This window comes from Sphingopyxis sp. KK2 (assembly GCF_001990265.1).
Taxonomy (GTDB): Bacteria; Pseudomonadota; Alphaproteobacteria; order Sphingomonadales; family Sphingomonadaceae; genus Sphingopyxis.
This window is the reverse complement of sequence record NZ_LYVN01000189.1, coordinates 1-6,036: the sequence shown is the minus strand read 5'-3', so window position 1 is coordinate 6,036 and position 6,036 is coordinate 1. Positions and strand designations below refer to the sequence as shown.

At 68.1% G+C, this 6,036-nt stretch carries 6 protein-coding genes; 3 read left to right on the top strand and 3 right to left on the bottom strand.

What is annotated here, in order from left to right:
* The 3 genes from B1A78_RS19830 to B1A78_RS19820 form a co-directional block, all read left to right on the top strand.
* The coding region (locus B1A78_RS19830; RefSeq protein ID WP_144037920.1) for a TonB-dependent receptor at positions 1 to 1,210 on the top strand (1,210 nt) is incomplete at its 5' end.
* A gap of 96 nt (positions 1,211 to 1,306) precedes the next feature.
* Complete coding sequence (locus tag B1A78_RS19825; protein ID WP_077148605.1) at positions 1,307 to 2,260, top strand: TauD/TfdA family dioxygenase; 954 nt, start codon at positions 1,307 to 1,309, stop codon at positions 2,258 to 2,260.
* A 116-nt stretch (positions 2,261 to 2,376) separates the two neighbouring features.
* Positions 2,377 to 4,026: an arylsulfatase gene (locus tag B1A78_RS19820; RefSeq protein WP_077148604.1), complete on the top strand. Its 1,650-nt coding sequence runs from the start codon at positions 2,377 to 2,379 to the stop codon at positions 4,024 to 4,026.
* Between the two features lie 4 nt (positions 4,027 to 4,030).
* On the opposite strand, the gene B1A78_RS19815 is transcribed toward B1A78_RS19820, so the two are convergent.
* Genes B1A78_RS19815 through B1A78_RS19805 form a run of 3 tightly spaced genes read right to left on the bottom strand, consistent with a single transcriptional unit; the run spans position 4,031 to position 5,887 of the window.
* Positions 4,031 to 5,131 carry a DNA alkylation repair protein gene (locus B1A78_RS19815; protein ID WP_077148603.1) on the bottom strand — a complete coding sequence of 367 codons (1,101 nt, stop codon included), beginning with the start codon at positions 5,129 to 5,131 and terminating at the stop codon, positions 4,031 to 4,033.
* Positions 5,128 to 5,319: a hypothetical protein gene (locus B1A78_RS19810; protein WP_077148602.1), complete on the bottom strand. Its 192-nt coding sequence runs from the start codon at positions 5,317 to 5,319 to the stop codon at positions 5,128 to 5,130. The genes B1A78_RS19815 and B1A78_RS19810 overlap by 4 nt, the downstream gene beginning before the upstream one ends.
* Positions 5,320 to 5,371: 52 nt before the next feature.
* A complete protein-coding gene (locus tag B1A78_RS19805; RefSeq protein ID WP_077148601.1) occupies positions 5,372 to 5,887 on the bottom strand; it encodes an RNA polymerase sigma factor in 516 nt (171 codons plus the stop codon).
* Positions 5,888 to 6,036: the final 149 nt, after the last annotated feature.

Genomic DNA, 6,036 nt, shown 5'->3' with positions numbered 1-6,036 from the left:
TGTCGTCGGCGCCTATTATTTCTGGCAGATCATCCGCGGCAAGGGCGCGACCGCCTATGGCCCCGCCGCCGGGCTGTGGAACCTGCCGACAGTGCCCGTGGCGGTCAGCGACGCCGCGCTCAACGGCTTCGAGGCCAATTCGACCTCCGACCCGCGCACGCGCAGCTATGCGCTGTTCGGCCAGCTCGACTGGAAATTCACCGACCGGCTGACGCTGACCGCGGGGCTGCGCTACACGCATGAAAAGAAGGACGGGTCGTTCAACCAGATCCATGTCGCGGGCACCGACCTGTCGACCTTGCCGCCGGCGATCGCGGCCGCGGCGCTGGCGATCCGCAACCAGTTCAACCCGGTGGTCAGCTATTCGACGGCGTTCAGCGACGACAGCCTGTCGGGCCTCGCCACCTTGTCTTGGCAGTTCAGCGACGATGCGCTCGCCTATGCGACCTATTCGCGCGGCAACAAGTCGGGCGGGCTCAACCTCACCAACCTGCCCGCGGGGATTGATCCCGATGTCGAACCCGAAACGGTCGACAGCTACGAAATCGGCATCAAGTCGCAGTGGTGGGACCGGCGGATCACGCTGAACGTCGCGGGATATTGGACCGAGATCGGCGATTACCAGACCGCGATCACCGAACAGGTGCCGAACACGGTCAACGTCCGCCAATATATCGCGAACATCCCCGGCGTGCGCTCGCGCGGGGTCGAGGGCGACCTGGTCTTCGCGCCGTCGCGCTGGGCCAGCTTTTACGCGTCACTGGCCTATGCCGACACGACCTACAGCGACTATCCCAATGCCCCGCAGGCACCCGAGCGGCTGAACCAGGGCGCGATCCAGGACCTGACCGGCGAGCAGCTGCCCGGGGTGCCAAAGTTCACCTACACGCTGGGCGGCGACGTGTCGGCCCCGCTCGGCAGCCTCGGCGGGCGCGATCTCGCGGTCTATGCGCATGGCGATTATTCGCACCGCTCGACCTTCAACACCTCGTCGAGCAACAGCATCTACGCCGATGTCCCGGCGTACGGGATCGCCAATGCGCGCATCGGCATCCGCACCGAGGACGGGTTGTTCGACCTGTCGATCTGGGCGCGCAACCTGTTCGACAAGGACTATTTCCAGACATTGTCGGCGCAGAATACCGGCATCGTCACCGCGCTGATCGGCGAGCCGCGCACGCTCGGCGTCACGTTGCGGACGAAGCTGTGATGCGTCGCCCTTCTTCCCGAAATTTGGCGAAGGCACCGGCCGGTCAGCCGTGCTCTGGCCGAATGACCTGCCTTCCAACCCCCAAAGGAGACTGACATGACGGACCTTCACAACAGCTATGCCAATGCCCGCGACCGCAATATCCCGCTGGAAATCACGCCGGTGACCGGCACGATCGGCGCCATCGTCCACGGCGTCGAACTGTCGGGCGACCTGCCGGCGCCGGTGGTGCAGGCGATCGAGGCCGCGCTGGTGCGGCACAAGGTGCTGTTCTTTCGCGACCAGCAGCATCTGACCGACAAGGAGCATGAGGATTTCGCAGCCTTGCTCGGCGACCCGGTCGCGCACCCGACGGTGCCGGTCGCCGAAGGATCGCGCTACCTGCTCGAACTCGACAGCCGCGAAGGCTATGCCGCGTCGAGCTGGCACACCGACGTGACCTTTGTCGATGCCTATCCCAAGGCATCGATCCTGCGCGCGATCACCATCCCCGAGGCGGGCGGCGATACCCAATGGGCAAACGGCGAGACCGCCTATGAGGGCCTGCCCGAGGTGCTGCGCCAGCTGGTCAACAATCTGTGGGCGACGCACACCAACCTCTATGATTACGCCTCGATCCTCCAGTCGGCGCCCAATGCCGAAAGCGCGGCGAAGCGGATCAAGGAGCATCGCAATGTGTTCGCCTCGACGGTGTACGAGACCGAGCATCCGGTGGTGCGCGTCCATCCGGTCAGCGGCCAGCGCAGCCTGTTGCTCGGCCATTTCGTCAAGCAGTTCGTCGGACTGAACCAGGTCGATAGCGCGCGGCTTTTCCAGACGCTGCAGGAGCATATCACCAAGCCCGAGAATGTCGTGCGCTGGCGCTGGCGCGAGGGCGACGTCGCGATCTGGGATAACCAGGCGACGCAGCACCGCGCGACCGCCGATTTCGGGCTCCAGCGCCGCACGCTGCGCCGCGCGACGATCCATGGCGAGGCGCCGGTCGCGATCGACGGCCGCCGCAGCAAGACCGTGCGGCAGGAAAAGGCCGTCCAGTACGAACCCGCCTGATCGAAACCGGCCGGCGTCCACCTTCTCCCTTCCACCGACTACGCCGGCCCAGACTGCGGCGCGCCCGGGTTCCATTCGCCCGCGGCGCGCCGTCCTTCCCTTCAAAGGATGATCGAATGAAGCGCCTTGCGTCCCTGATATTGGCCCTGCTGGTGATCGCGCCCGCCGCGCAGGCGAAGGAGAAGCGGCCGAATTTCCTCGTCATCGTCGCCGACGACCTCGGCTATTCGGACCTTGGCGCCTTTGGCGGCGAAATCCGCACGCCGAACCTCGACCGGCTGGCGCTCGCGGGCATCCGCCTCGCGGGCTTCCACACCGCGCCGACCTGTTCGCCGACGCGCTCGATGCTGCTCTCTGGCACCGACAATCATCTTGCCGGGCTCGGCACGATGGCCGAGATGATCCGCCCGAACCAGCAAGGGCAGCCGGGCTATGAAGGTTATTTGCGCGCCGACGTCGCGACGCTCGCCGAACGGCTGTCGGCGGGCGGTTATCGCACGCTGCTGTCGGGCAAATGGCACCTTGGGCTGACCGCGGCGCAGGACCCGCATGCGCGCGGCTTCGATCGCAGCTTTGCGTTGCTGCAGGGCGGGCATAATCATTTCGGAAGCGATGCCGATCCGGACGCCGACCCCGCGACGCGCGGCGTCGCGACCTATCGCGAGGATGGCAAGCCCGCGGTGCTGCCGAAAGATTTCTATTCGAGCGACTTTTTCGCGACGCGGCTGATCGATTTCCTCGGCGAACCGCCGGCGGCGGGGAAAGGGGACCGGCCCTTCTTCGCCTATCTCGCCTTCACCGCGCCGCACTGGCCGCTTCAGGCGCCGCCCGAGGATATCGCGCGCTACAAGGGGCGCTATGACGCGGGCTTCGACGTGCTGCGCGAACAGCGGCTGGCGCGGCAGCGCGAACTCGGCCTCCTCGGCGCCGATGTCGTGCCGCACACGCCGCGCAACCGCGACGGCAGCTGGGACTCGCTGACCGCCGAGCAGCAGCGCCTGTCGGCGCGCAACATGGAAATCTATGCCGCGATGGTCGACCGGCTCGACCAGAACGTCGGCCGCGTGATCGCGGCGCTGAGTGCGTCGGGCGAGCTCGACAACACCGTCATCATCTTCCTTGCCGACAATGGCGCCGAGGCGCTCGACGTCGAGACGACGGGGGCGGAGATGCTTGCCGGTGCGCTCAAGGGCGCCGATAATGATTTCGCCAATCGCGGCGCCGCGAGCTCGTACCTCACCTATGGTGCAGGCTGGGCGCAGGCGGCGACTGCCCCCTCATGGCTGACCAAGGGCTATCAGAGCGAGGGCGGGACGCGCGCGGTCGCCTTCATCAGCGGCGTCGGCGTGCCGCGCCGCGAGGGTGTCGCCACCGCCTATCAGTCGGTCGCCGATATCGCGCCGACCTTGCTCGATCTGGCGGGCGTCGATGCCGCGACGACCAGGGTGGGCGGCCGCACCGTCCGTCCGATCACCGGCCGGTCGTGGGCGCGCTGGCTGCGCGATCCGTCGGCGCCGGTCTATGGCCCCGACGACGGCATCGGCGCCGAACTGTTCGGATCGCGCGCGTACCGTCAGGGCGAGTGGAAGCTGACCGATATCGGCGACGGGACGTGGCGGCTGTTCAACCTTGCGCAGGACCCCGGCGAGACGCGCGACCTGTCGCTCGCCGATCCCGATCGCAAGGCGGCGCTGGTCTCGGCGTGGGAAGCCTATGCGGCGCGGGTCGGGGTGATCCTGCCCGACAAGATCCCCTATCGGCCCTAGGACCCTAGACGCCGGGCAGCAGGTCGAAGGCGGCGGCTGCCATCACCTGGCCGTTGACGATCAGCTCGACCTTATGGCGCCCGGCATGGTGGCGCCGGGTGCTGAAATCGCGGATCGTCTGGCGGATCGAAAGGGTCGCCGTTTCGCTGGCGGCCAGGTCGAGGCCCTTCCATTTGAACACCTTGGCGACGGTCTTGCCGCCCGGGCGGGCATAATGGACGCGATAGTCGACGACGAGGGGCTGGGTTTCGGTGGCGTCGGAGGCGAGGGTGGCGGTGATCGTGATCGGCTCGCCGAGACGGACCGTGGCGGGCGCGATGGCGAAGCCCCGCACCGTCACCGCGGCGCCATGGCCGACGCCGATCAGCGCGAGCGCGCGCGGATCGCCGGCCTTGATGAGCGTGCGCAGCGCGTGGCGGACGATCCACCTGGTCGCGGGTTCGTCCTGCGACCAGGTCGCGAGGCGGCCCAGCAGCCAGTCGGGGCGGTCCTTGGCGATGTCGTTGAGATGGTTGGCGACCGATTTGCGAACGTAAACGGCGGGATCGGCCTTGAGCGCCTCGAGGATCGGGGCGCCGAGCGTCGGATCGGCCTTGAGCGCGGGTACGCGCGCGGCCCAGGGCAGGCGCGGACGGCAGCCTTCGCTGGCGAGGCGGCGGACATGCTCGTTTTCGTCGCGCGTCCAGCCGAGCATCACGCCGAGAGTGCGGTCGGGATGCTGCGCGAGGAAGGGCCGGATCGCGAATTCGGCGGTGCCGTAACGCGTAAGATCGGCGAGCGCGGCGAGCGACGCATCGACATCGTCGAGGCCATGGCGCGCGACATATTCGGTGATCGCGACTGCCTGAAAGCCGTGGGTCAGGCGCGGCGCCATCGCGCGGATGATCGGTAGCGCCGCGGCATAGTCGGCGGGCAGGGCAGGGACGAGCGCGTCGGCGATGTGGCGCACCCGTTCCATGATCGACAGCGCGTCGAGACCGGCGGAGGCGGCGGCCAGGAAGGCGGCGCGGTCGAAGCGCGGCGAGGCGGCCGCACCCGCATCGGCGACGGTCGCCAGCGCCTGCGGGCCGAGGATGTCCTTGAGCAGCGGCGCGGCGTCGGTCATGTTTTCGGTTCGGATCGCAGCGCGCGGTCGGCCCATAATTCGCCGTCGACCGCCGCTTCATAGGCGGCGAGGTGCGTGGGGTCGGCTTCGAGCCATGCGGTCAGCGCGTCCCAATCGTCGAAAGCGGGGTCGGCGACGCGGATCGCCCAACGTTGGGCAATCTCGGTCAGCTCGGATCGATGCGTCATGCGCGACTTCCCTGTCTCGACGGGATTTTATCCCATGACGAAGCCGGGCGACCTATTCCGCATCGAAACCTGCTTTCAGCTCCGCGAGCGCCCGATAGGCCTTTTGCAGGTCCTTTTCGACCGAGCTCAGACTGATCCCCCATTCGGTCGCGATATCGGCCTGTCCGGCGCCGTCAAGCCGGTAGCGGCGGAAAATCCGGTCGACGCGCGGGCCGAGTGCGGCAAGCGTGGCGTCGATCGCCGCGAGCTGTTCGCGCGCGATGAGCGCGCGTTCGCCCGCCGGGCGCTCCTGCGGCGTGTCGCCAAGGTCGTGCCAGTCGGATTGCCGCCGCGCCCGGCTGAGCGTCGCGCGGCGCATGTCGCGCATCAGATTTTCGGCGGCGCGGAACAGATAGGAACGCGGGTCGCCGACCGGACGATCGGACAGCGAGGCAATTTTTTGCCACAGCTCGTGGAACAGGTCCTCGGCCTCGTCGCCCGCGCCGCGCGCGGCGAGGAAGCGGACCAGCCGGCTGCGTTCGCCGAGCATGACCTGCTGAAGCGCCGTGGGGGTTTCGCCCGATGCCATCGTTTAGTCGGCCCCGGTCGCGGCGCGGCGGCGCGCGAAATCGGAGACATGCGGCGCGGCGGGCGGGATGGGGATCGGCGTCGCGGTGCTGCGCGGTGCCGGGCCGCGCCCGAACCAGCCGAGCGGATCGGTCGCGCGGCCGTTCACCC